Raw genomic sequence first — 24,923 nt, 5'->3', positions numbered from 1 at the left:
GAAATGAAAATCAGTCGTCGCCGTTTTCTCAGCCATGTGCTCGGTGCCAGTATGGTAGGTCTAACCGGCTATGAGGCATGGCGCTATTTCAGACCTGGGCAGCCGCCAGTCAGTATAGATTTTCCCGGTAAGGCAACCGGCCATGCTATTCGTGATGCTCGTATAAATGTCCCGGCAGAGATACCCAGATTCAGCGTGAATACTGTGATTGTCGGCAGCGGGGCGGCAGCTCTGGCTGCGGCGTGGCAATTATCCAGACAAGGCATGCAGGATTATATTTTACTTGACGGGGCTGAACGCAATGGCAATAACCGCGGCGAACAGCAGTTTGGCGTAAACTATCCGACCGGAGCCCATTATCTGCCCCTGCCTTCGCCTGAATCAGAACATATTCGCGAACTACTTAGTGATTTACAGCTCTGTCAGCATGGTGTCTATGATGAGCGGGCTTTACTTCAAGTACCTAATGAGCGTCTGTTTTATCAGCAGCAATGGCAGAACGATTTACTGCCGCATACAGATGCCGACAGTAAACGCTTTTTTCAGTTTATACACAGGCTCAGTAGTCAGCGTGGTACAGATGGTAAACGTTTATTCACTATTCCGCTTGATTTAGCCAGCATGGATAGCCAATGGCGCCGTCTGGAAAAAATAACATTTGCTGACTGGCTTGAGCAGCAAAACTATCGTTCGCCGACATTTTTGTGGTATCTGGACTATTGCTGCCGTGATGATTACGGACAAGGTATCAGACAAATCAGTGCCTGGGCAGGTTTGCACTATTTTTGCGCGCGCGGTAATCAGCAAAATGAGCATGGCACAATAATGACATGGCCTGATGGTTTGAATGAACTGTCGCAACGGATACGCACATTCTGCCGCCTGCATCCGGCAACCGGTCTGGCGAATATTAGTTTGCCGCGCACTCAGCCATATAGCATCAATGCCTTTGCTGTTTCAATTGAGGAGCATAATCAGGGTGTTCGCCTGCTTATCTGTACAGAGCGGCAACAATATTACTGGCTTGAGGCTCAGCATGCTGTATGTGCCATGCCACTTTATATTGCAGCCCATGTAGTTAAAGATATTCAGCAGTACGGATTCAAACCGGATATCCATATGCCGCAATATGCACCATGGATTGTGGCAAACTTTCTGCTGCGTGGTTTTCCGGCAGAACGCAAAGGCAGCAAACTCGCCTGGGATAATATCCTCTATCAGGGAAAAGGATTGGGTTATGTGGTGGCAACCCACCAGCAAATCCGGCAAGGGCCGCCGGCCTATACCTCATTTACCGCCTATACTGCACTGAATCATGATACCCCTGCTAATGTGCGCCGCTGGATGCTGTCTGCATCAACCGATGAAATTTATCAGTGTGCGGCCGCAGAACTGGAGCAAATCTATGGAGTTAAACTACGCCGGCGAATGTTGCAGGCGCGTTTAAGTTTACGTGGCCATGCCATGGCTGTACCGCAACCGGGCTATCTGTCCAATCAGGGTTTACAGTCACTGCGTACTTATACCGGTCGCTTACAGTTTGCACACAGTGATTTATCCGGTTATTCGATTTTTGAAGAAGCCTGCTACTGGGGTAAACGTGCGGCAGTTCAGATACTGGCAAAACACTAATATGCGGTATCAGAACAATCAAACAGCCTGCTGCCAGAAATATGACAACAAGCTGTTGATTCAGATAACAAATTTTCTAAATTTCAAGATAATCCATAATACTTTGTGCCGCATCACGACCTTCGGCAATAGCAGTAACCACCAGATCAGAACCACGGGTAATATCACCACCGGCAAAAATTCTGGGGTTGGCTGTCTGCTGTTTATATTCACCACAGGTCTGAATCCGGCCGCGTTCATCCACAGTAACACCAACACTGTTTAACCAGGGCATACTGTGCGGAGCAAAACCAAACGCCACAATCACCGCATCGCAAGCAATCACTTCTTCACTGCCGGCAACAATTTCAGCACGCCGGCGCCCGCGTTCATCCGGCGCGCCCATTATGGTTTTTACTACCTGAATACCGCTTACTATGCCATCAGCATCGGTCACTACTGCCTGTGGCTGCACATTGAATCTGAACTGAACACCCTCTTCACGCGCATTATTGAATTCTTTTTTTGATCCGGGCATATTGGCCGCATCGCGGCGATATGCACAGATAACCTCTTTTGCCTGCTGACGTAAAGCTGTACGCACACAATCCATGGCAGTATCACCACCGCCAAGAACCACTACGCGCTTATCGGCCATAGAAACATAATCTTTACTGGGAATATTCAGCAAATGTTCGGTATTGCCGATTAAATAAGGTAATGCCAGATAAACACCAGCAGCATCTTCATTTTCAATTCCTGCACGCAGCCCCTGATAAGTACCCACACCCAGAAATACCGCATCATACTGCTGTTCGAGTTCTTGCAGGGTAACATCTTCACCTACTGTTACCCCCAGTCTGAACTCAATACCCATATCAGTCAGTACATGACGGCGGCGCATCATCACTTCTTTTTCCAGTTTAAAAGCCGGAATACCGAAAGTCAGTAAACCGCCGATTTCTGTCGCCCGTTCGTAGATCGTAACATCCACACCATTGCGAATCAGTACATCGGCACAGCCCAGCCCGGCCGGACCGGCACCGACTACCGCCACTTTTTTGCCTACTTTTTCCACCTTACTGATATCAGGATGCCATCCCTGTGCAAAAGCCTGTTCAGTAATGTATTTTTCAATGGCTCCAATCGTAACAGCTCCGAATTCAGCATTCAGCGTGCAATCACCTTCACACAAGCGGTCTTGCGGGCAAACCCGTCCGCAGACTTCCGGCAGACTGTTGGTAGAGTGTGCCAGTTCAACTGCTTCGATAATTCTTCCTTCATTGGCCAGTCGCAACCAGTTGGGAATATTATTGTGTAAAGGACATTTATTCTGACAGTACGGATTACCACAGGCCAGACAGCGGTCTGCCTGGGCAATAGCCTGTGCAGTAGTAAACGGCTGATAAATTTCCGCAAACTCATGCCGACGTACAGTCAGCGGTTCTTTCGGGGGATCCACACGCGGCACATCAATAAACTGATAAACATTTTCGCGTTGACTCATCTGGTGTTCCTTGCAATATTTCTAATTATTTCTGCATTATCCGGCGGGCTTACTGGGTCACTGCACGCAGTTCTGTAACTGTACGCGGCTTATGTCCCAGTAACGCATCAACATCATTGGCTTTCGGTTTAACCAGCACAAAACGGCTGACATAATTATCCCATTCTGCCAGAATGCGCTCCCCTAACGGACTGTGGGTATTCTCTACATGCTCGGCAATTAACCCGCGCAGATTTTCCTGATGCATAGTTAATTCGCTGATATCTAGTCCTTCCACCAGCTCCGGATTAATCCGCTGTTTAAAGCAGCCGTCTACATCCAGTACATAGGCAAAGCCACCGGTCATACCGGCACCAAAATTAATTCCGGTTTTACCGAGTACGCATACCACACCACCAGTCATATATTCACAGCCATTGTCACCAATGCCTTCTACGACCACCGTAGCGCCGGAATTACGCACGGCAAACCGTTCTCCGGCCTTACCGGAAGCAAAAAGCTTGCCACCGGTAGCACCATACAGACAGGTATTGCCGATAATTGTCGTGTCTTCAGGACGGAAAGCTGTGCCGCCGTGCGGATGAATCACAATTTTGCCGCCGGCCATACCTTTACCCACATAATCGTTGGCATCCCCGGTGAGATATAAATTCACTGTTCCGGCCAGCCATACGCCAAAACTTTGTCCGGCTGTTCCGGTCAGATAGATATCAAAACGCTGGAGCACGTGACCGCGATTACCGTAAGTTTCTGCAATCCGGCCGGATAATGAGGCACCTACTGAACGGTCGGTATTATTAATATCATAATTTAATTCAACATCCTCACCGCTTTGTATCGCATCGCCAATATCCTGCATGATGGTACGGTTAAGGCGTCCCGGATCAAACGGAGGATTGGTCTGCGTACAGTAACGTGAGCTGCCATCCGGTACTTTCGGGGAATACAGCAGCTTGCTCAAATCCAGCGTACCTTGTTTAGGCGTAATTCCGGAAACAATTTCCAGTAACTCAGTACGGCCGATTAAATCAGTTAACTGAGTTACGCCGAGCTGCGCCATAATTTCGCGGACATCCTGTGCAATAAATTTGAAATAATTCATTGCTTTCTCAGGCAGGCCGTGGAAATGTTCATGGCGCAGAGTATCATCCTGTGTCGCTACACCGGTAGCGCAGTTATTCAGATGGCAAATGCGCAGATAGCGGCAGCCCAGTGCAATCATCGGTCCGGTACCAAAACCAAAACTTTCAGCCCCCAGAATAGCTGCCTTCACAATATCCAGCCCGGTTTTCAGACCACCGTCGACCTGTAAGCGCACTTTGTGGCGCAGATTATTTTCTACCAGAGCCTGCTGAGTTTCAGCCAGACCCAGCTCCCACGGGCTGCCGGCGTATTTCACACTGGTTATCGGACTGGCACCGGTACCGCCGTCATAGCCGGAAATAGTAATCAGATCCGCATATGCCTTAGCCACACCGGTAGCAATCGTACCCACACCCGGTAAAGACACCAGCTTAACTGAAATCAGCGCACGCGGATTAATCTGTTTCAAGTCAAAAATCAGCTGTGCCAAATCTTCAATTGAATAAATATCATGATGCGGTGGCGGCGAAATCAGCGTAGACCCGGGCACGGCAAAGCGCAACTGAGCAATGTACGGAGTCACCTTATCCCCAGGTAACTGACCACCTTCACCCGGCTTGGCACCCTGTGCCACTTTAATCTGAATAACATCAGCACTCATCAGATAAGCCGGTGTTACACCAAAACGGCCGGAAGCTACCTGTTTAATCCGTGATACCCGTTCAGTACCGTAGCGGTTCGGATCTTCGCCACCTTCTCCTGAATTGGAGAAACCACCCAGACGGTTCATCGCAGTAGCCAGCGCTTCATGCGCTTCCGGACTCAGTGCACCGATAGACATTGCCGCACTGTCAAAGCGCTTATACAGATTTTCTGCGGCTTCTACCTGTTCCAGTTTAACCGGCGTTGCATTATCAGTTTTCAGACGCAGCAAATCTCGCAGCATAGCAGGCGGACGGTGGTTAACTGCATCTGCATAGCGACGGTAACGGCTATAGTCTCCGGTATTTATGGCCGCCTGTAATGTATTCACCACCTCAGGATTATAGGCATGATACTCACCCTGCGGCTTGTATTTCAGATAACCGCCGATTTCCAGTCCGCGGCTTTTCTGCCATGCCCGCTTGTGAAGCCATCTGAGCTCATCATCCAGCTGGGCAAATGTTGCACCTTCAATCCGGTTAATCATATTCTTAAAACATAACTGCATCACTTCGTGATGAAAGCCCACTGCTTCGAACAAACAGGCACAACGATAGGAAGAAATCGTTGAAATACCCATTTTGGAGATGATTTTATACAGTCCCTTATTAATACCATTGCGGAAATTCAGCATTACCTGCCGTAATGGTTTGGTAATTGCACCAATGCTAACCATTCTGGCCAGACTTTCATACGCCAGATACGGATACACTGCCGTGGCACCCAGACCAATCAGTACCGCAAAATGGTGCGGATTACGTGCCGAGGCAGTTTCAACAATAATATTGGCATCACAGCGCAAATTGGTTTCAACCAGACGCTGCTGAATGGCACCGACACTGAAAACAGCAGGAATAGCAATAGCATTCCGGCTGACATTGCGGTCTGATATCACCAGCAGAACAGCACCGTTTCTGACAGCAGCCACAGCTTCATCGCATAAATGTACCAGCGCTTCCTGCAAACTGGTTTCGTTCGGGTTATAGACAGCATCCAGATGATGATGCTGATAATGCTCAGCTGATAGCTGCAATAACTGCTGCATATCAGAGTACAGCAATACCGGCGATTTAAAATTCACCCGGTGTGACATTCCCTCAGCCTCAAAAAACACACTCATTTCGCGCCCGATACAAGTATTCAGGCTCATCACATGTTTTTCACGCAAGGGGTCAATCGGTGGATTGGTTACCTGAGCAAAATACTGACGGAAATAGTCGTACAGTACCCGCGGCCGTTGTGACAACACCGCAAATGGCGTATCGTCACCCATTGATCCTACCGGTTCCTGTCCGTTTTCTCCCAGTATCCGCACTACATTTTCCAACTCTTCCATGTCATAACCGAACAGTTTCTGGTAAACCAGCAACTGGTCTGCTGACAAACTGGAGGTACCGGCCTCTTCATCCGGCAGTTTTTCAAACGGAATCAGCGATAATACATTTTTATCCAGCCATTCTTTATACGGATGCCGGGTTTTCAACTCAGTATTGATATCCGCTGAATGCATCAGCCGGCCTTCACGCGTATCAATCACCAGCAACTCACCCGGTCCGACACGGCCTTTTTCCAGTACTTCATCCGGTGCGTAATCCCAGATACCCACTTCAGAAGCAATCGTAATCAGTTTATCCTGAGTAATAACATAGCGCGCCGGCCGTAAACCATTTCTGTCCAGCGTACAGGCCGCATAGCGGCCGTCACTCAGTACAATACCGGCCGGACCGTCCCATGGTTCCATATGCATGGAATTAAAATCGTAAAATGCACGCAAATCCTCATCCATATCCGGATTGTGCTGCCATGCCGGCGGTACCAGCAGACGCATAGCCCGGAACAAATCCATACCGCCGTTCACAAACAGCTCCAGCATATTGTCCAGAGAACTGGAATCCGAACCGGTTTCATTGACAAACGGCGCAGCAGTCTGCAAATCGGGAATCAGCGGTGTATGGTATTTATACGAGCGTGCGCGCGCCCAGGCACGATTCCCTGAAATAGTATTAATTTCACCATTGTGTGCCAGATAACGGAATGGCTGTGCCAGCTGCCAGCGTGGCAATGTATTGGTTGAAAAGCGCTGGTGAAACAGACAAATAGCACTTTGCATGCGCAAATCAGCCAGATCAGGATAAAACCGCGGTAAATCCTTGGGCATACACAGCCCTTTATAAATCATCGTCTGATTGGATAAGCTGCAAATATAAAAATCACGATGATTAATCCGTTTTTCAACACGCCGGCGGGTCATAAACAGCCGCCGTTCCAAATCACGCGGCAGCCAGCCGGCAGGCGCATTAACAAACACCTGCTGAATATAAGGCATATCCGCCAGAGCAATGGAACCAAGCATTTTCGGATTAGTGGGAACAGGCCGCCAGAATGAAATATTCAGCGTTTCACGCGTCAGTTCTTCCTCAATTATTGCTTTATATTCTTCTAGCAAAGCCTCATCTCGGGGAAAGAAAATCATCCCTACGGCAAAGTTTTTGGCCAGCGTAATTCCTTCTTCTTCGGCAACAGCCTGAAAGAATTTTTTCGGCATTTGCAGTAACAGGCCACAACCATCACCTGTTTTGCCATCCGATAAAATCGCACCGCGATGCTGCATGCGTGACAGCCCAAGAATTGCGGTACGCACCACCTTGTGGCTGGCTTCGCCTTCAATATTGGCAATCAATCCAAAACCGCAGTTTTCTTTTACCAGAGAATGGTCGTATAAGCTGGACATCGGGAAACCTCATTTGCTGCACTAACTGCAAAGCACAAATTAATTAGACAAGGTAACAAACATACAAAAATTTACCTATAAGCGTCAAAACCTTTTTTCTCCGGCACCGCAAAAAAAACTCTGTGATTTCATTTAAATTTAGATTAAATCACTACGATAATCCGTTTTACTGCGTATAAAAATGGAATTGAGTACAATATCTGCTATTTTTCACCAATTTAGAGATAATTAATAATAACTGCCTAAAAGGCCAAAAAAATTGCCAAAAGCACAAATTATGCTATTGGCAAATTATTTTAATTGAGAATAATAATCAATTATTATTCTAATTCAACAATATAAAATTATCTGATTTAATTATTTCCGGCTTTAAATATTAAAAAACAGGCGCATTCTGTTTTTATACTTTTCGGCTGTAATGAATAAAAAAGGAGATGCCGGCATCTCCCCGATAAATATTATTCATTAACGACACCCGCATGTTCAGCCTGAACATCAGCATGATAACTGGAGCGTACCATGGCACCAATGGCACCATGCTTAAAGCCCATCTCGTAAGCACGCTTTTCAAACTCTTTAAACTGCTGCGGCGTAACATAACGCAATACCGGCAAATGGCTGTTACTTGGCTGTAAATACTGGCCGATAGTAATCATTTCCACATCATGAGCACGTAAATCCTGCATAACTTCCAGAATTTCCTCATCACTCTCTCCCAGCCCTACCATCAGACCGGATTTGGTTGCCACTTCCGGCCTTAATGCCTTGTACTGTTTCAGCAGTTTCAGTGAATGCTGATAATCGGCTCCGGGGCGAGCCTGCTTATACAGGCGCGGTGCGGTTTCCAGATTGTGATTCAGTACATCCGGCGGTGTCTGTGCCAGAATATCCAGCGCAGTATCCAGACGGCCGCGAAAATCAGGCACCAGCACCTCAATCTGTGTATGTGGGCTGGACTCGCGAATGGCAGTAATGCAGTCGGCAAAATGCTGTGCCCCGCCATCGCGTAAATCATCACGGTCAACCGAAGTAATCACCACATAACGTAAATTCATTGCTTTCACTGAAGCAGCCAGATGCTTTGGTTCCTGCGGATCAAGCGGATTAGGACGGCCATGCCCCACATCACAGAACGGACAGCGGCGGGTGCAGATATCACCCATAATCATAAATGTTGCCGTACCTTTGCTGAAACATTCACCAATATTCGGACAGCTGGCTTCTTCGCATACAGTATGCAGCTTCTGCTCACGCACAATGCTTTTAATTTCAAAAAACTTCTGGCTGCTTGGCAGTCGTGCCCGTATCCATTCCGGCTTTTTCAGTTTTTCTTCCAGCGGCACAACCTTAATCGGAATGCGCGCAGTTTTTTCCGCACCTTTATGTTTTACCCCTTGGCTGTTATCTTGATTCATAGTACAACTTTCTGTGTAGATTTCCGCTCAGGCGGCGGTGCATTCAATTCTAAAGTCAGGTAGCCGGTTAAACGCTCAGCCACATCGGCCAGCTCAGGACAGGGCTTAACAAAATCCGCTATCTGGGTCATATGCAAACCGGCATAACCGCAGGGATTAATATGTGTAAACGGAGTCAGATCCATATTCACATTCAGTGCCAGCCCGTGATACACCGCGCCTTGTTTAATACGCAGACCAAGCGAAGCAATTTTCTGCCCGTTCACATAAACACCGGGACGTTTCGGATCATTTACCGCTGTAATTCCATAATCAGCCAGCGTAGCAATAATACTGTTTTCCAGCCGGCTGACCAGCTCGCGTACAGTAATATGCCGGCGCTTGAAATCAATCAGCGTATATACCACCAACTGCCCCGGACCGTGATAGGTAACCTGTCCGCCCCGGTCAATCTGCACTACCTCAATATCATCATGCACCAGAATATGTTCGGGCTTACCAGCCATACCCTGAGTAAACACCGGCGGATGTTCAACTACCCATAACTCATCTTCAGTATCAGCCGTACGCTGTGCAGTAAATTCCTGCATAGCCGCAAAAACCGGCTGATAGGAGCGTAAACCCAGCTGCACCACTTTCATAGTACAACTTTCACCATCGGATGGCTGCTTAAAGCACGATAAATATTATCCAGCTGTTCCTGATTTTCCGCACGAACCACCACCGTTGCACTAATATAATTACCCTTACTGCTCGAACGGGTATTAATATTTTCTGCTGCTGTATCCGGTGCATGCTGCTGCACCACCTCCAGCACTTTAGCCTCAAATTCCGGATGCTGTGCACCCATTACCTTAATCGGGAAATCCAGCGGAAATTCAATAATACTGGTTTTCAGATTATCACTCATTTCTGTACCTTTCCTGTCTGCTCACGTTTGTACCATGTAAATCCCATGCAAAACAGGCTTATTCACGTAAAATTTTTTAATCCAAAGCTAAGAACAGCTGCACAGCCAGACTAAACACCTGTTTTTTGTGCCAGATAGGTCTGTAATCCCCGTTCGCGCAACACACAGCTCGGGCATTTACCACAACCGCCCTCTATACCATCATAACAGGTATGTGTGTGTTTCCGTACATAATCCAGATAGCCCAGCTCATCCGCCAATGCCCATGTTTGCGCCTTATCCAGATACATCAGCGGCGTTATCAGCCTGAATTCATAATCCATAGCCAGATTCAGCGTCACATTCATAGACTGGACAAACACATTACGGCAATCAGGATAGCCGGAAAAATCTGTTTCACAGACACCGGCAATAACATCATGAATACCCTGCCCCTTAGCGAAAATGGCCGCATACAGCAAAAACAGCGCATTCCGTCCGTCGACAAAAGTATTGGGCAACCCTTCAGCCGGTGCCTCAATCGTCTGCTGTTTATCCATCAGCGCATTATGGGTAATACTTTGCAGCAGCGACAAATCCATCACTGTCTGTGCCACACCCAGATCCTGTGCAATCCAGCGTGCTTTTTCCAGCTCAATCGCATGACGCTGACCATACTGAAACGTAATCGTCTGCACATTCTCACGCCCGTAAGCAGCAATAGCCTGCAACAGACAGGTAGTTGAGTCCTGACCGCCGGAAAAAATTACCAGAGCCTTAGAATATTGTTTCATTATCCAGATTCCTTAGTTTTGATTTCAGAACCAGCCGGAAAGCCCTCTTTCCGGCCGCCTGACGTGGGAGGTTTGCGAACCACGCAGTCATTTATTACAAATTATAAAACATTTGCCCTCTTATACTGACAGTTTGGTCACGAAAGCGTGTAAAACAGGTAAAATAACCGGCTTTATTGCTGATATTTCAAATACACAAACATGTTGGTACTGGGAATAGAATCTTCTTGTGATGAAACCGGCGTCGCCCTGTACGACAGCACGCGCGGTCTGCTGGCTCATCAACTGCATACACAAATTGCCATGCATGCAGAATATGGCGGTGTCGTACCTGAACTGGCCAGCCGCGATCACATCCGCCGGCTGACACCGCTTACTCAGGCCTGTCTGCAAGAGGCAGATAAAACATACAGTGATATCGACGCTATTGCCTACACACAGGGACCAGGTCTGGGCGGTGCACTTTTGGCCGGTGCCAGCTTTGCCAATGCACTGGCATTCGCCCTGAACAAACCGGTTATTCCGGTACATCACCTTGAAGGACACATGCTCTCGCCATTACTGAGCGAAGACAAACCTGTCTTTCCCTTCGTCGCCTTACTGGTTTCCGGCGGCCATACCCAGTTTATGGCCGTAAAAGGGATTGGCGACTATACCCTTCTAGGGGAAAGCATCGATGACGCTGCCGGAGAAGCTTTCGATAAAACCGCCAAACTGCTTGGTCTGCCTTATCCCGGCGGTGCCAGACTGTCAGAACTGGCCAGACTGGGACAACCGGGCAGCCTGCATTTTCCCCGCCCCATGCTGCATTCACACGACTTAAACATGAGTTTTTCCGGTTTAAAAACCGCAGTATTAACCGCAGTAAACAAAATCCGCACAGAAACAGGCTGTAAAGAACAGCTTCCGGAGCAAATTCGCAATGATATTTGCCGTGAATTTCAGAACGCTGTAGTAGATGTACTCACCAGCAAAGCCAGACAGGCATTAAAACAAACCGGTTATCAGCAGCTGGTTGTTGCCGGCGGTGTCGGCGCAAACTGGCAGTTACGCCAGAGCCTCAGCAACTTGCCGGGAATACAAACATTCTTTCCGCCAATGGCCTACTGCACAGATAATGGCGCCATGATTGCTTTTGCCGGTGCCATGCACCTGAGCAACGCACAGCCTGCTGCCGGTTTTAATGTAAAACCGCGCTGGCCGCTCAGCCAGATTGTTCAGTAATACCGTGCACCCTCAGCACGGTTAACCGCACAGATTAATATGATTGAAATTAAAAACCTTAGTTTACAACGTGGTAATAAACAACTTTTAAATAATGCCAGCCTGACCATCTATCCGGGTCAGCGTATCGGCCTGATTGGTAAAAACGGCACCGGCAAATCCAGCCTGTTCGCTCTGATTGAAGGTAAAATCAGCCATGACAGCGGTGATATCCGTTTACCCAAACACTGGCAACTGGCCACTGTCAAACAGGAAACACCGGCACTGGATATACCCGCGCTGGACTATGTTTTGCAGGGCGACAGCGAATTGCAGCTACTGCAACAGCTACTGCAACAGGCCGAAGATGACGACGACGGCTTCAAACAGGCAGAATATCATGCAAGGCTGGATGAAATCGGCGCCTACAGTGCACCGGCACGTGCAGCCAAACTGCTCAACGGTCTTGGCTTCTCACAGCAGGAACAGCAGCAACCGGTAAAATCATTCAGCGGCGGCTGGCGTATGCGCCTGAATCTGGCTCAGGCACTGATGTGCCGTACGGATTTACTCCTGCTGGATGAACCTACCAACCATCTGGATCTGGAAACAGTATTGTGGCTGGAACAGCATCTGGCCGGTCTGGATACCACCCAGATAATCATTTCGCATGACCGTGATTTTCTGAATGCCACCACCACTCAGACAGTTGAACTGACACAACAGCAGCTTATCCTCTACGGCGGCAACTATGATTTTTATCAGCAGGAACGTGCACAGCGGCTGACTCAGCAGCAGGCTGCCTATCTTAAACAGCAGGCTCATATTCAGCACCTGCAATCCTTTATCGACCGCTTTAAAGCCAAAGCCACCAAGGCAGTACAGGCACAAAGCCGAATCAAAGCACTGGCACGGCTTGAACGCATTGCCCCGGCACATCTGGACAGTGAGTTTTCGTTTCAGTTTGCGCAGCCTGACCATCTGCCCAATCCGCTGCTGAAACTGGAACACATCAGCCTTGGCTATGGTGACAAAACCGTTCTGCACGATATCGACCTTTCAGTTGAATCCGGAGCACGTTATGGTCTGCTCGGGGTAAACGGCAGCGGTAAATCCACCCTTATCAAAGCCATTTCCGGCAGCCTGAAACCACTAAGCGGCCAGATTATCCGTGCCGAAAAACTCAAAATCGGCTATTTCGCCCAGCATCAGCTCGAAACACTGCGTGCTGACCAAAGTCCGGTCTGGCATATCCAGCAGTTATCACCGGCCGTACGCGAACAGGAAATCCGCAACTTCCTCGGTAGCTTTGCCTTCATCGGAGATATGGCTTTACAACCAATCGCCCCCTTTTCCGGTGGAGAAAAAGCCCGTCTGGCACTGGCAATGATAGTCTGGCAAAAACCAAACCTGCTGCTACTGGATGAACCGACAAACCATCTTGATCTGGACATGCGCCATGCATTAACTGTAGCATTACAGACGTTTAAAGGCGCACTGATCGTAGTCTCTCACGACCGCAGTCTGCTTGAATCCACTACTGATGCCTTAATTTATCTCAGTGATGGCGAACTGAAACACTTTGATGGTGACCTCAGCAATTACCGCCAGTGGCGTTTAACTCAGGATCAGCATAACGGTGAACAGCCGCAGGATTCGCGTGATAACCACAATCGCAAAGAGCAGAAACGCATTGAAGCACAACAACGTCAGCAGCGTGCCCGTCTGATTAAACCGTTATTGAAAAATATCGAAAAAGCCGAACGGGATATGGGAAACTGGCAGCAGCAACGCAAACAACATGAAGCATTTCTTGCCAGTGAAGAAGCATATCTTGACGAAAATCAGACAAAATTACAACAAACCCTTACCCAATTGGCCGAGCTCAAAGTAAAATTAGCTCAGACTGAAGAAAAATGGCTTGAATGGCAGCAAGAAGTCGAAAACATTAACCAGACTACTTGAATTATTGCAGTATAAGGCTCAATAATGACATACAAAAAAATCATTCCCATACTAATATTTACCAGTGGCCTGTTTATAGGACAGAGTGCCGTTGCAAAAGTGTATACCTGTCTTGAAAACGGCGAAGTTGTCTATACCTCAAAACTAAAGGGAAATTGTGCCGTAGCCAACTTACCGGCTATCGGTAGCTACAGCGACAGCCGTCCCAGCTACCGCAACAGTAGTGCTTCGGCCACAATACGCAGCCGCCCTCGGCCTGCAACCAAGGTAGCAACAGCCTATAGCGGCCTGCAACCCACAGTTAATATCGTTCCTAAAGGCAGCGACAATACCCGTCGTGCCATTTTGCAGCAGGAGCTGACCAATGAACGTAATGCTCTTGCTCAGGCACAGCAGGCACTGAACCGCAGCCGTACCGGTAAAGGCGGTAATATTACCGAACTGCAAAGTGCGGTACTTGACCGGCAGCAGAACATTCAGGCCATACAGCGGGAACTTGGTCGTATGTAAACCCAGATAAAGGATAAATCATGAGAAAATCCCTGATACTTGCCACATTGTGTACACTGATAAGCACTTCTGCACTGGCACAGATATATGAATGCACCGACAGCAGGGGGAATCACAGTTACAGCGAAGTTCCGAAAGGTAAAAACTGCCATTCTGTCAGCAATCTGGGCGGGAATTTCTCAACCACTTCTGCCTATAAACCGGCCGTAGCTACTCCTGATACCAATTCCAAAGATGCAGATTCAGCCGCCCGCAACCAGCCCGATCAGGCCGCAATTTCTGCTGCCCGTAAAAACCTTGCCGATGCCAAAAAAGCACTGGAAGACGGTAAAAAAATTCGTATGGGAAATGAACGCAACTACGTGCGCTATCAGGAACGCATAAAAGGTCTGGAAGATGCCGTAAAATCCCGGCAGCAGGATTTGGATAACGCTCTGAATGGCAAATAAAATCTGCTTAGAATTTACCGGCTTAAAATACTTTTTAGCCGGTAAATAATTTGAATGATTCATACATAAAAGTATATATCTGAGAATTAGCTCTATTATTCAGGCAGTATTATCAAATATAAATCGTAAATAAAACCATATAAAAGCATTCCTGATATAAAGTAATAACATCATTCTCAGCCTCAACGCATCAATCAAATATCTGTTAAAACTACTATCAATACTGATTAAATAATAGATAAGCATCACTATCAGTACAAAAAGATTTTCATTTCCTGATTAATCAATTACATCTGATGATTATTTTCTCAAATTTTTAACTTAATTACTTTGTGAATAATCCTGTAGATTTAATTTTATCGCACTGTTTGGTAACTCCACTTGTAAACCTTTTGTCTTATTCTCTATTGACGGAATAAAAATTAAAGTTTTGGAACCAACGTTAGTCAGTAGAATATCTATATGTTCTAGTTCGCACATGTTATCATCACATGGATTTTTTAAATCGGATTCAGACTTTTGGGAATTTAATTCATTTATTTTTTTTTGCAGTACTAAGTTGAAATAATTTTTATCTACATATAACGAAACATCAGTTTGCCTTATACCACAAAAAGCAAAAGAATATTTAATTAAATTATTTGAAAACTGACCTACTACTAATGGAATTAAAAATAAAAGCAATATAAATATTAAATTAAATTTAACTTTTTCGTTTTTGTCTGGTTTCTTTTTCTCAATATTTTGATTTACTGTTCTTTTTATTTTTATAAAAATATGATTATTATAAAAAAATATTACCGCATATAATAGCAACATCAAAAATTGTACAAAAATTATTTTTAGTAAAGAAAAACTCCTGAGTATACGCTAAGAAGTAAAATTATTTCCGCTATTACTCCATAAATATATATTATTATCCTATCACTCAATGACGGAATTCCTTTTAATTTATAATTTTTAAATTTATAAGATTTTATTTTATTATAATAAATATTTGGCCGTAATTTTACTCTTGATACATAAAGAAAAAAGAAAATTGCTAAATTTGCCCAATATAGTAAACCCACAAGTAACACATAAAGCATTCCAAAACTTATAGCTATTAATATAAATACTAACGTATCACTAATTTGTACATCTGGAGGATAAAAATGTATCTTCATACAGTACAAAGTAAAAATAATAATCCCAATAGCTGGGCATGTAATACTTATAATCTTGAATATATTTAGTATTAATTGAGTAATTTCTTTAATTTTTTCCATAAATAAATTTTGACATATCATCATGTTATATCAACAAAAAATCCACCAATATTAACATACACTAGTTAACATTAGTGGATTTGATTTTATTCCATCTTTTAAATTTTTATTCACTCCAGTTTCGGATGTAAATCAATATATTGCTGCTTACGCTTTTCCAGCTCACCTATCTGCTCCTGTAAGCGGGCAATTTCTGCATCAATATCATCCACACTTTGCTCAATATGCTGATAAGTCTGCACCAGCAGCTCACGCGCTTCCTGCTTATTCGAAGCAGAAGGAGAGACACCTCGCAGCGGGCGGTTGGCCGTTTCTTTCAGGCAGACACCGGTAACAATACCGATAATTCCCACCAGCATCAGATAATAAGCCGGAATAAACAAATCATTAGTAGCATCCACCAGCGCAGCGGCAATAGTCGGCGTTAAACCGGCAATAATAATCGCAATATTAAACGCACTGGCCAGAGCACTGTAACGGATACGGGTAGGAAACAGTGCCGGCAGCGTAGAAGCCATAACACCGGTAAAAGAATTCAGAATCAGCGCCAGAATAAACAGCCCGAGAAAAATCAGCCCTACTTTGCCACTGGTAATCAGCTGAAAACACGGAATAGCCAGAATCAGCAAAGCAATTGAACCGCCAATCACAAATGGCTTGCGTCCGATTTTATCGCTGACAAAACCAATAATCGGCTGCATAAACATCATACCAATCATAATCGCAATAATAATCAGCACACCGCGATCTTCACCATAATGCAGATTATGCGACAGATAGCTGGGCATATAAGTCAGCAGCATGTAGTAAGTGATATTTGTGGTTAACACCAGCCCGACACTCACCAGCAATGTAGGCCAGAAACGCTGCATAATTTTCTTAAACGAAACCTGAGGCCGGTTACCAACGTCTTCCTGCTCGGCCTTTTCCATCATATCCAGATGTTGCTGAAAAGCCGGAGTTTCCTCCGCAGCATGGCGCAAATACAAGCCCAGCAGACCTAAAGGAGCAGCCAGAAAAAACGGAATGCGCCAGCCCCACGAGAGAAAATGTGCCGAACCCATAATATTTTCCAGCAATACCACCAGTCCTGCACCAAGCACAAACCCGCAGATTGAACCAAAATCCAGAAAACTGCCCAGAAACCCGCGCTGCCTGTCGGGTGAATATTCCGCGACAAAAATAGCCGCTCCCGTATATTCACCGCCCACAGAAAACCCTTGAGCCAGCTTACACAACAGCAATAGCACAGGTGCCCACATACCAATACTGTTATACGATGGAATCAGACCAATACAAAAAGTACTGAGTGCCATAATAATAATGGTAGTCGACAATACTTTCTGCCGGCCGAAGCGATCGCCAAGTATCCCGAAAAATACACCACCAAGCGGGCGCACCAGAAATGGTACGGAGAAAGTACCCAGTGCGGCGATTATCTGCACACTGGGCGAAGCAGACGGAAAAAATACCTGTCCCAGCGCATAAGCCACAAAACCATATACCCCAAAATCAAACCACTCCATGGCATTACCCAGTGCAGCGGCAGAAATGGCCTTTTTAAGCTTATTCTGGTCAACAATAGTGATATCGTGTAATTCCAGCGTTCCGTTCTGAGTAGGAATCAGTGGTGGAACATGAGAAGAAGCCTCATTTTGTTTATTAACAGCTGTCATGATAATCCTCTCATTATTAATATTTAAATGATATTTCAATTATAACATGCGTCTGAAAAACGCTTTGTAATTGAATTTTAAAGAAAATTATCTACAGCATAATCGATAAAAGAGCGCTTGTGCTACAATTATTTTATTCCACCCCGATTTTTCATAGTTTATTAATTCACTTTCACAGCCTGTTTGCCGCATTACTGAGCCGCTATCCTGCCTGCTCCGGCATCAGCCCGCAAAGCCTGCCTGTACAGTGGCAGCTGTACATGAATCTGATGCAATTGCCGCCATAATACCTTTTCAACCACATCATCATCCGGCAGCGGCCTGCTCACATTTAACTGCTCTGCCAAAGCCGCCCATTCAGTTTGAAAAAGTGCAGAATCGGGTTTCTGCTCCATCAATTCTGCCAGACTGCCGGCAATCGTCATCCAGTATTGCACCTGTTCCGGCGTCAGCTGTGATCGCAGGCGATCCACCTGAGCACGAATCGCACCCAGTGCAGAAATACAGCTTAACAATACATAATTCAGTTGCAGCAAGGTTTTACCCTCAGCCAGATGTTGCCCGTAACGTTTTGGTTCCATCGACATATCAGCTACAGTATTACTCAGCGTAACCGCCAGCTCGTGTGCATTGCGTCGCGCCGCGCGATAAACAACATCGTCGCTTAGCCCGTTCTGCAACTGCTGCGCTACCTGTCGCAGATAGACACCGTCACTACTTAAGGCGCGTCCGGCAATCCGCCCCAGCGTCAGATAACGCCAGTCTGGCCACAAATACGATACCGCACACCATGCCAGCACAGAGCCAAGAATCGTATCCGTAAAGCGTGACAGCATGGCTGACTGCGTATCCATACCGATAATCGCAAAGCCCACCAGCACCTGAACCGTAATAAAAAACGTAGAGAAACTGTAGCGGCGAACCCTGAATGCAAAAAACAGCACCGTACTAACCACCACAATTATCAGCCTGCCAGACAGCGCAGGCACAAAATAGGGCAATGCCGAACCCACTACTACTCCAAGCAGCGTACCCACAATTCTTTGTTTCAGCCTGGCTGTTGTTGCCGAATAATTCGGCTGACAGACAATAACCCCGGTCAGCAAAATCCAGTAACCCATTTTCAGATGGAAACTTTCAACCACCACACAGGTAACAGCAGTCAGAATGGCCAGACGCACAGCATGGCGCAACACATTCGACTGAAAAGTAAAATGTGCTTTTAACGCCGGCAGAATATCGCGTATCCGGTCAACATCCAGCCCGGCAATCTGCAAATCACCGATGTTTTGTTCTTTACTGTTATTTTTTACCTGTTCCAGCCACAACAGCTGTTCATTAATCGCCAGAATATTAGCCGTTAACTGCTGCAAACCCGGTAAATCCTCATCACTGCCATGTTCTGCACAATAACGTGCCACAGCCTGCTGTACACCTTCACCGGCACGCTGAAGCATCAGATTAAATGCATACGGTTTATCTTCCTGCAGGCATTCACCCATCTGCCGGCAAGCCTGAGCCTGCAACACAATCAGGCGCTGAATACGGTAAATTAAATCAGAATGTGCCAGCTTGTGCGCCAGTGCCGCATAATCAACATGGCGCGAACTGATACGTTCATGGATATTCTGTGCAGTCAGATAATATTGCAGCAGCATACCAATACTACGCTGCCGGTGCTGCCGGCGCAGACGATAAAACAAAGCAGTACGGCACTGATTAAAACCATTAATCACCGCCGTATTTTTCATTGCCAGCTCAAGTTCCCTTTCTGCAAGCAAATCCACCTCATCCGGGTCAAAAAACTGAGCTTTTACCAGCATATAATCGGCCAGTCTGGCAAAAGAGCCGGCCAGATTGTCCTGCACCGGCCGGTTAGGAAACAGCAGATGCAGCACCAGCGTACACAGACTAAACAAACTGGTACCGCAAACCAGCATAATCGGATTGGTATACCAGGGTAAAAGCGGCGAATAAGTCAGCACCGTATACAGCATCACCAGCAGCGTACCAAAAGCAATCGTGCGGTATCGCACATCAATAGCACCCATCATCGTCATACTGAATGCCGCCCACACCATCAGCAGCGAAAACGCCAGCGGATGCCCGAATGTCCACTGCACCGCAGTAGCAGCCAGAGAAAAATGTATCAGCGTAAAAAACAGATTGCGCAAACGGCCGGTAAATCCATCATCCAGATCCACCAGCCCGCCGGCAATAATTCCCAGAAACAGCGCCGTACTTTCTGCCGTATTGCCCGTATACCATACCCACAGTGCCGCCAGCATCATACTGAGCAGCATTGGTAAATTGGCCAGATAACCTGCACGTACCGGAATTGTTCGCATCAAACCGCCTCTAATGACCAGAAAACACAACCTGCCCCATTTTAGCAAGCTGCCGGATAAACCGGACAGATTATTTACAGCATAAAAAAACCGGCTTCAAAAAGCCGGTTTTCCATATACAGACACAATTATTTCTTCTCAGCCTGTGCCTGCCAGGTATCACGCAAAGTTACAGTACGGTTAAATACCGGATTTTCCGCAGTATGGTCATAGCGGTCAGTCACAAAGTAGCCCAGACGCTCAAACTGATAGCGCGTTTCCGGTGCCAGCGTATTTGCTACCGGCTCCACCAGTGCATCAATTTCTGTTACCGAGGCCGGATTCAGAAACTCAGTAAAATCACGATACTGACCATCATCACCGCGTACCGCATCCGGACGTTCCACAGTAAACAGCCGGTCATACAACCGCACCTTAGCCGGCACAGCATATTCAGTAGACAGCCAGTGAATAACACCTTTCACCTTACGTCCCTGCGGCTTAGAAGCCAGCGTGTCATGGTCTATCGAGCATTTAAGCGACACCACCCGTCCGGACGCATCCTGCACCACTTCCTCACACTTAATCACATAGCTGTAACGCAGGCGCACTTCACCGCCCGGCGTTAAACGCTGCCAGCCTTTAGGCGGCTCCAGCGCAAAATCATCTGCTTCAATATAAATCGTTTTCGTTAGCGGTATCAGACGCTCGCCCATTTCCGGATGATGCGGATGAAACGGTGCTTCGCGGCTTTGCGTTACCGTCTCATCAAAATTAATCAGCTCAACTTTAATCGGATTGAGCACCGCAATCATCCGTGGTGCCACACTTTCCAGATCTTCACGAATAGCACCTTCCAGAACACTCATATCCACCACATTTTCGCTCTTGGAAATACCTACCCGTTTGGCAAACAGACGCAGCCCTTCTGGCGTATAACCGCGGCGGCGCATACCGGAAATAGTTGGCATACGCGGGTCGTCCCAGCCGGACACATGGTCTTGCACTACCAGCTGATTCAGCTTGCGTTTGGAAGTAATCGAATACAGCAGTTCCAGCCGTGAAAACTCATACTGATGCGGCTGATGCGCAATTGTAATATTCTCCACCACCCAGTCATACAGCGGCCGGTGTGATTCAAATTCCAGCGTACACAGCGAATGGGTAATATTTTCAATCGCATCCGAAATCGCATGTGTATAATCATACATCGGATAAATAACCCATTTATCACCAGTGCGATGATGATGCACGCGGCGGATACGGTAGATTACCGGATCACGCAGATTAATATTGCCCGCAGCCATATCAATTTTCAGCCGCAGCGTTTTACTGCCATCCGGAAACTCCCCATTGCGCATACGGGCAAACAAATCCAGATTTTCTTCTATCGTACGCTCACGATACGGGCTGTTTTTACCCGGCTCCGTTAACGTACCGCGATACTGACGCATTTCCTCAGCATCCAGATCATCCACATACGCCTTACCTGCTTTAATCAGCTCCAGCGCATACTCATACAGACGTTCAAAATAATCTGAAGCAAAACGTTCCTCATGCCACTGGAAACCCAGCCACTGCACATCTTCCTTAATCGAGCGCACATACTCATCCGATTCTTTCTCAGGATTCGTATCATCAAAGCGCAGATTACACAAACCATCATAAATATAAGCCAGACCAAAATTCAGGCAAATCGATTTAGCATGGCCGATATGCAGATAACCATTAGGTTCGGGAGGGAAACGCGTAATTACCTGCCGGCATTTCCCGCTTTGCAGGTCTTCCTCAATAATAGAGCGTATAAAATGATTATCGGCAAACTGATCTTTATTAAGCATAGTTCTTCTGAATATGTGCAAATGTGTTTTGCAGAATAAAAACGCCTGAAAACACCAACTAAAAGGTAATAATTATATACCCAATTTATATAAGCAATATACAATTATACTAACCAAAAACGTATCAATTAAACAGTTTAGTAATAATTAAGCAAATACTAAACCAAATCAGATGAAATACAAACAATAATTTACCGATTAATTAAATTCAGCATCCATCACCGGAAAAACCCAAATTGCCTTTGTCTGCCATCGGGCAGACTCAACAGCGACAATACCTACCTGTCAGACGCACACTGCCCGTATAAAATAAAATATGCTTAATATTCAAAGCATAAAAATCCAGCCAGCCGTAAAGCACAGAATACAACACACAAGCTGTCATACCACATCCGTTAAAATGGCATTGCGCCTTCAACACAATTCATTCCGTAAACATATTTTCAGCAAAACATCTTCCGGAAACGAACCCCATCACATCAGCCAGTTACAAAAAGCCATAATAAATCACTGAGCCGCCATAAACCCATGCATACATTAATATCTGCATTAATTTATTTCATATAATAATCAGACTACAAAACAAAGTTTTTATGTACAATTATCAGAATTAAATTTGAAAATTCATTCAAATAAAAATACACACATCTTTACCCGCACAATCAACAACCCAAAATTTTTATCAACACATGCTTTCTTCCAGTTTCAGTGCCAGACACAATCCGGCATACAACCTGCATAGTTACCAGCCTTAGTGCAGGTCTTAATACCGGTAAATAGATATTCAGGCATTAAGAGCACGAATATCCGGCAGGAAGCAACTGATATCAAAGGATTAATCATGGTACGAGTAAACAAATTCAACCGGCAGAATAAATTTAAAAAAATAAACCGGCAACAAACAGGCAGTGATAAGCAGCCCCAAAGCAAAGGCAAAATCAGCTCGGAAACACAAACATCTGCACGCACCGCAACCTCTTCCCTGCTTTTGCGCCTGTATCATTACTATTTCAACCCTGATAAAACCGTAAGAAGAAAAAACCGCATAAGCTCACTGCAAACAAGCGCCAGATTCTCCGTATTAATATGTATTGCTTTAATTATCTTTGCATCGGTCAGAAATATTATCAGATTAAAACATGCCAGCATCACCAACACACACACTTTACAGAATTCCGGTATCAAAAATACACCTGCTCCCATCAAAATCCGCAATAGCAGTACACAATCCCGAAACAAAGAGCACAAAATCCGGCAAGAACATCATTAACCAGATAAATTTTTAATAGTCACATACCGTATTATTAGCGAGAGAATAATAACAGAGAAAATAATTTATAATATCAAATAAAACCATCGGCATATCTAACCAATCCGGCAAAATTAACAGCTGAACGTTTTATCTTTATATTCAGGATTTAGCTGTTAATTTATTTTTCCACTGGTCTGTATTCCTATTTATATTTATTGCTTTATTAAAAATAATTAAATACATCCATCAGCATTTTATGCAAATATATTATCAATAACCAGCACGGAACTGGAGATTTGTTATTATTCAAACGATATTTGCCATATTCACTGCGGATAATAAAACGCCACTGCCCCAATAGAGGAACAATGGCGTTATTTTAATAAAATTCCAGATTCCGGCTATGGCTAAATCAGCCGGCTTTTTTGCAAAGAGAACAGTTCAGGCTTGCCGGCGCAAGCTTACTTGCACCGGTAAATTGTCAGCCGGCGACCACAGCAAGCCTGCAAAACTTACTTACTGCTAACCGGCAGCTTGCCCTGCTGTTCCAGTTCCTTTATATATTCGGGCAGAATCACCTGCTTAATATTTGCCCGTTCCTGTTTGATTGCATCCATCTTAGCTTTATTGCGCCGGTAATCTGCCATGGATTTGATTGATGGGCGGGGGGTACATAGTTTCTGGCTTTTCGCAAAAAGCTGGTAATGCATCGGGGTATTTCTGCCTTCTTCTACTGTACCGTAAGTAATATACAATTGATTACAGGCCAGAAAATGCACTGTGATATTTCTTACTTTGCCAAAATCATCACCGGCAGACGGTGGCGGAGGTGGTAATGGGATTACTGCTGAATAGTTTTCACTGTATTGCTGAATAGCAGCCCGTTCTTTTTCGTCAAAATTTAATCCAGGCAGATTTAATACTCTGGCATTCCAGCCAGGATATGGCAAAACCCGCCAGTTAATACGTGCTATCATGCCCGGTTTCCATTTCGCCGGCAGATAAGCAGCGCCACATGTAGAACCACCGCCGTAGCGTTTTTTACCAACCTCATAATCATCTACGCCCGGTGTTTTGGGAATACAACCACCATTAATCGAACCGCCAGACATATTTTCATAATTGTATTCCAATGCCTCCACTGGTGCCGCATAGGCTTTGTTTTTACCGGAAGTAACGCCGACAAAAGGTTCGAAGCCGCCGCCGCAGGAGGTAATGGCGCTAGCCGACAGCAGCAATAAACTTAGCCGGATAAAGCGGCTTGCAGTAAATATTTTTCTTCCAGACATTTAATGCTCACTCTTCTATTCTTGTTTTAAAAAGCACTACAGATAAAATTCAAAGCCTGTTATGTATCTATTTACTAGTAACCGGCAACTTGCCCTGCTGCTCCAGTTCCTTTATATATTCGGGCAGAATCACCTGCTTAATATTTGCCCGCTCCTGCTTGATTGCATCCATTTTTGCTTTATTGCGCCGGTAATCTGCCATGGATTTAATTGATGGGCGCGGTGTGCATAGTTTCTGGCTTTTCGCAAAAAGCTGGTAATGCATCGGGGTATTTCTGCCTTCTTCTACTGTACCGTAAGTAATATACAATTGATTACAGGCCAGAAAATGCACTGTGATATTTCTTACTTTGCCAAAATCATCACCGGCAGACGGTGGCGGAGGTGGTAATGGGATTACTGCTGAATAGT

Annotated in this window: 19 protein-coding genes; 6 read left to right on the top strand and 13 right to left on the bottom strand. The window is 45.8% G+C overall.

Annotation, left to right across the window (positions count from 1 at the left end; translation table 11 throughout):
• Window positions 1–3 precede the first annotated feature (3 nt).
• Window positions 4–1,632 carry an FAD-dependent oxidoreductase gene (locus GYX91_RS01875; protein WP_174829800.1) on the top strand — a complete coding sequence of 543 codons (1,629 nt, stop codon included), beginning with the start codon at window positions 4–6 and terminating at the stop codon, window positions 1,630–1,632.
• Between the two features lie 76 nt (window positions 1,633–1,708).
• Here GYX91_RS01875 and GYX91_RS01870 read toward each other — a convergent pair whose 3' ends face one another.
• From GYX91_RS01870 to queC, 6 genes are all read right to left on the bottom strand, one after another.
• Window positions 1,709–3,118 (bottom strand): FAD-dependent oxidoreductase, encoded by a 1,410-nt coding sequence (locus GYX91_RS01870; RefSeq protein ID WP_174829799.1) that lies wholly within the window; start codon window positions 3,116–3,118, stop codon window positions 1,709–1,711.
• Window positions 3,119–3,167: 49 nt separating this feature from the next.
• Window positions 3,168–7,634, bottom strand: a complete 4,467-nt coding sequence (gene gltB, locus GYX91_RS01865; protein WP_174829798.1) for a glutamate synthase large subunit — start codon at window positions 7,632–7,634, stop codon at window positions 3,168–3,170.
• Between the two features lie 458 nt (window positions 7,635–8,092).
• Complete coding sequence (gene lipA / locus GYX91_RS01860) at window positions 8,093–9,049, bottom strand: lipoyl synthase (RefSeq protein WP_025330040.1); 957 nt, start codon at window positions 9,047–9,049, stop codon at window positions 8,093–8,095.
• Entirely contained in the window at window positions 9,046–9,690 is a 645-nt protein-coding gene (lipB, locus tag GYX91_RS01855; protein WP_025330039.1) for a lipoyl(octanoyl) transferase LipB, read from the bottom strand. Before lipB ends, lipA begins: the two co-directional genes overlap by 4 nt.
• Window positions 9,687–9,959, bottom strand: coding sequence for a YbeD family protein (locus GYX91_RS01850; RefSeq protein ID WP_174829797.1), 273 nt, complete (start codon window positions 9,957–9,959; stop codon window positions 9,687–9,689). Before GYX91_RS01850 ends, lipB begins: the two co-directional genes overlap by 4 nt.
• A gap of 110 nt (window positions 9,960–10,069) precedes the next feature.
• Window positions 10,070–10,732: a 7-cyano-7-deazaguanine synthase QueC gene (gene queC, locus GYX91_RS01845; RefSeq protein WP_037475338.1), complete on the bottom strand. Its 663-nt coding sequence runs from the start codon at window positions 10,730–10,732 to the stop codon at window positions 10,070–10,072.
• A 201-nt stretch (window positions 10,733–10,933) separates the two neighbouring features.
• On the opposite strand from queC, the gene tsaD reads away from it, so the two are divergent.
• The 4 genes from tsaD to GYX91_RS01825 are packed head-to-tail and all read left to right on the top strand — an operon-like array spanning window position 10,934 to window position 14,859.
• Entirely contained in the window at window positions 10,934–11,956 is a 1,023-nt protein-coding gene (gene tsaD, locus GYX91_RS01840) for a tRNA (adenosine(37)-N6)-threonylcarbamoyltransferase complex transferase subunit TsaD (RefSeq protein WP_174829796.1), read from the top strand.
• 39 nt (window positions 11,957–11,995) lie between these two features.
• A complete protein-coding gene (locus tag GYX91_RS01835) occupies window positions 11,996–13,900 on the top strand; it encodes an ATP-binding cassette domain-containing protein (RefSeq protein WP_174829795.1) in 1,905 nt (634 codons plus the stop codon).
• A gap of 24 nt (window positions 13,901–13,924) precedes the next feature.
• Complete coding sequence (locus tag GYX91_RS01830) at window positions 13,925–14,410, top strand: hypothetical protein (RefSeq protein ID WP_025330034.1); 486 nt, start codon at window positions 13,925–13,927, stop codon at window positions 14,408–14,410.
• A 20-nt stretch (window positions 14,411–14,430) separates the two neighbouring features.
• Window positions 14,431–14,859 carry a DUF4124 domain-containing protein gene (locus GYX91_RS01825; RefSeq protein WP_174829794.1) on the top strand — a complete coding sequence of 143 codons (429 nt, stop codon included), beginning with the start codon at window positions 14,431–14,433 and terminating at the stop codon, window positions 14,857–14,859.
• A 321-nt stretch (window positions 14,860–15,180) separates the two neighbouring features.
• Here the strand turns inward: GYX91_RS01825 and GYX91_RS01820 are convergent, their stop codons facing one another.
• The 5 genes from GYX91_RS01820 to GYX91_RS01800 form a co-directional block, all read right to left on the bottom strand.
• Window positions 15,181–15,678, bottom strand: coding sequence for a hypothetical protein (locus tag GYX91_RS01820; protein ID WP_174829793.1), 498 nt, complete (start codon window positions 15,676–15,678; stop codon window positions 15,181–15,183).
• A gap of 23 nt (window positions 15,679–15,701) precedes the next feature.
• Complete coding sequence (locus GYX91_RS01815; RefSeq protein WP_174829792.1) at window positions 15,702–16,127, bottom strand: hypothetical protein; 426 nt, start codon at window positions 16,125–16,127, stop codon at window positions 15,702–15,704.
• Between the two features lie 110 nt (window positions 16,128–16,237).
• Window positions 16,238–17,803 (bottom strand): glycine betaine/L-proline transporter ProP, encoded by a 1,566-nt coding sequence (gene proP / locus GYX91_RS01810; protein ID WP_174829791.1) that lies wholly within the window; start codon window positions 17,801–17,803, stop codon window positions 16,238–16,240.
• Window positions 17,804–17,994: 191 nt separating this feature from the next.
• Window positions 17,995–20,151 carry a YccS family putative transporter gene (yccS, locus tag GYX91_RS01805; RefSeq protein ID WP_174829790.1) on the bottom strand — a complete coding sequence of 719 codons (2,157 nt, stop codon included), beginning with the start codon at window positions 20,149–20,151 and terminating at the stop codon, window positions 17,995–17,997.
• 128 nt (window positions 20,152–20,279) lie between these two features.
• Entirely contained in the window at window positions 20,280–21,971 is a 1,692-nt protein-coding gene (locus GYX91_RS01800) for a glutamine--tRNA ligase/YqeY domain fusion protein (protein ID WP_174829789.1), read from the bottom strand.
• Window positions 21,972–22,812: 841 nt separating this feature from the next.
• Here GYX91_RS01800 and GYX91_RS01795 point away from each other — a divergent pair.
• Entirely contained in the window at window positions 22,813–23,241 is a 429-nt protein-coding gene (locus GYX91_RS01795) for a hypothetical protein (protein WP_174829788.1), read from the top strand.
• 494 nt (window positions 23,242–23,735) lie between these two features.
• Here the strand turns inward: GYX91_RS01795 and GYX91_RS01790 are convergent, their stop codons facing one another.
• Window positions 23,736–24,512, bottom strand: a complete 777-nt coding sequence (locus GYX91_RS01790; RefSeq protein WP_174829787.1) for a DUF3304 domain-containing protein — start codon at window positions 24,510–24,512, stop codon at window positions 23,736–23,738.
• Between the two features lie 67 nt (window positions 24,513–24,579).
• Window positions 24,580–24,923, bottom strand: a 344-nt coding sequence (locus GYX91_RS01785; protein ID WP_174829786.1) for a hypothetical protein, incomplete at its 5' end; no start/stop codon positions are given.

The sequence above is a fragment of the Snodgrassella sp. ESL0304 genome (assembly GCF_013344995.1).
Lineage (GTDB): Bacteria > Pseudomonadota > Gammaproteobacteria > Burkholderiales > Neisseriaceae > Snodgrassella > Snodgrassella alvi.
This window is presented reverse-complemented; position numbering and strand designations above follow the sequence as displayed.

Coding starts and splice junctions, on each gene's coding strand:
- GYX91_RS01875 (WP_174829800.1), top strand. CDS start 4: ATGAAAATCAGTCGTCGCCGTTTTCTCAGCCATGTGCTCGGTGCCAGT.
- GYX91_RS01870 (WP_174829799.1), bottom strand. CDS start 3,118: ATGAGTCAACGCGAAAATGTTTATCAGTTTATTGATGTGCCGCGTGTG.
- gltB (WP_174829798.1), bottom strand. CDS start 7,634: ATGTCCAGCTTATACGACCATTCTCTGGTAAAAGAAAACTGCGGTTTT.
- lipA (WP_025330040.1), bottom strand. CDS start 9,049: ATGAATCAAGATAACAGCCAAGGGGTAAAACATAAAGGTGCGGAAAAA.
- lipB (WP_025330039.1), bottom strand. CDS start 9,690: ATGAAAGTGGTGCAGCTGGGTTTACGCTCCTATCAGCCGGTTTTTGCG.
- GYX91_RS01850 (WP_174829797.1), bottom strand. CDS start 9,959: ATGAGTGATAATCTGAAAACCAGTATTATTGAATTTCCGCTGGATTTC.
- queC (WP_037475338.1), bottom strand. CDS start 10,732: ATGAAACAATATTCTAAGGCTCTGGTAATTTTTTCCGGCGGTCAGGAC.
- tsaD (WP_174829796.1), top strand. CDS start 10,934: ATGTTGGTACTGGGAATAGAATCTTCTTGTGATGAAACCGGCGTCGCC.
- GYX91_RS01835 (WP_174829795.1), top strand. CDS start 11,996: ATGATTGAAATTAAAAACCTTAGTTTACAACGTGGTAATAAACAACTT.
- GYX91_RS01830 (WP_025330034.1), top strand. CDS start 13,925: ATGACATACAAAAAAATCATTCCCATACTAATATTTACCAGTGGCCTG.
- GYX91_RS01825 (WP_174829794.1), top strand. CDS start 14,431: ATGAGAAAATCCCTGATACTTGCCACATTGTGTACACTGATAAGCACT.
- GYX91_RS01820 (WP_174829793.1), bottom strand. CDS start 15,678: ATGTTGCTATTATATGCGGTAATATTTTTTTATAATAATCATATTTTT.
- GYX91_RS01815 (WP_174829792.1), bottom strand. CDS start 16,127: ATGGAAAAAATTAAAGAAATTACTCAATTAATACTAAATATATTCAAG.
- proP (WP_174829791.1), bottom strand. CDS start 17,803: ATGACAGCTGTTAATAAACAAAATGAGGCTTCTTCTCATGTTCCACCA.
- yccS (WP_174829790.1), bottom strand. CDS start 20,151: ATGCGAACAATTCCGGTACGTGCAGGTTATCTGGCCAATTTACCAATG.
- GYX91_RS01800 (WP_174829789.1), bottom strand. CDS start 21,971: ATGCTTAATAAAGATCAGTTTGCCGATAATCATTTTATACGCTCTATT.
- GYX91_RS01795 (WP_174829788.1), top strand. CDS start 22,813: ATGGTACGAGTAAACAAATTCAACCGGCAGAATAAATTTAAAAAAATA.
- GYX91_RS01790 (WP_174829787.1), bottom strand. CDS start 24,512: ATGTCTGGAAGAAAAATATTTACTGCAAGCCGCTTTATCCGGCTAAGT.